Genomic DNA, 1291 nt, shown 5'->3' on the forward strand with positions numbered 1-1291 from the left:
GGAGGGTTCGAAAAACCCTCTGGTTTTGAGGTCTGCTCTGTGATTCCATTTTCCTTGCGTTGATTGGAGTATGGATCGTGAAGCAGGCGGGATTTTTTGACGTTGAAGAGCGGCTTGCTCGGCTGAGTGGGCTCGGTGATCAGCTCGAAGCGTTTTCCCGGACTGTGAATTTTGAAGTGTTCCGCCCGGAACTGGAGAAGGCACTGGCGTATTCCGACGGAAGCAAAGGCGGGCGACCGCCGTTTGATCCGGTGCTGATGTTCAAGATCCTGGTGATCCAGACGCTGAACAATTTGTCCGATGAACGTACAGAGTATCTGATCAACGATCGCCTGTCGTTCATGCGCATCCTCGGCCTGGGGCTTTCAGATCGTGTTCCTGATGCCAAAACGGTCTGGCTGTTCCGTGAGCGCCTGACGCAGGCGGGAGCGATCGAGGGTCTGTTCAATCGCTTTGATACAACCCTGCGGAACGCAGGCTATCTGCCGATGTCGGGCCAGATCCTGGATGCAACGCTGGTGGCTGCTCCAAAGCAGCGCAACACGAACGCCGAGAAAGCCGATCTCCGGGCAGGCCGTATTCCCGAAGACTGGCAGGACAAGCCGTCAAAGCTGTCGCACAAGGATCGTCATGCGCGATGGACGCTGAAGTTCACCAAAGCGAAGCGGCAGGACGATGGAACCATGCCGTCGAGTGATCTCGCTATCCCATTCTTTGGCTACAAATCCCACGTCTCCATCGACCGGAAGTATCGGTTCATCCGGAAATGGAAGACAACAGATGCCGCCGCCAGTGATGGCGCGCGATTGAGAGAGGGGCTGCTGGATAAAGCCAATACGGCCTCAAGCGTCTGGTCTGATACAGCGTATCGCTCAAAAGCCAATGAAGACTTCATGGAAAAGCAGGGCTTTGTCTCAAAGGTTCACAGGAAGAAGCCGCATCTCAAACCCATGCCACTCCATATCCAGCGGTCCAATGCAGGAAAGTCCGTGATCCGATCCCGCGTCGAGCATGTCTTTGCTGACCAGAAATCGCAAATGGGTCTGTTCGTCCGAACTGTCGGTATCAGCCGGGCCACCATGAGGATCGGCCTGGCCAATATCGTCTATAATATGCGCCGCTTCCTCTTCCTGGAGCGGATCAGCGCGAATGCATAGCAATCCAGCGGGGGGCAGCACTCGATCTGCTCAAAACGCAGATCGAAAACGAACCCAAAAGTAGTCAATCAAATCGCCAAAAACCTGAAATCACCAGCCAAGCGTATCAATCAAGGGTTCTTCGATCCCTCCAG

At 54.7% G+C, this 1291-nt stretch carries 1 protein-coding gene; it reads left to right on the plus strand.

The window, feature by feature from the left end:
- The first annotated feature begins 74 nt into the window (after positions 1-74).
- Positions 75-1157, plus strand: a complete 1083-nt coding sequence (locus tag HLH48_RS22750; RefSeq protein ID WP_182999718.1) for an IS5 family transposase — start codon at positions 75-77, stop codon at positions 1155-1157.
- Positions 1158-1291 lie beyond the last annotated feature (134 nt).

This window comes from Gluconacetobacter sacchari (genome assembly GCF_014174255.1).
Lineage (GTDB): Bacteria > Pseudomonadota > Alphaproteobacteria > Acetobacterales > Acetobacteraceae > Gluconacetobacter > Gluconacetobacter sacchari.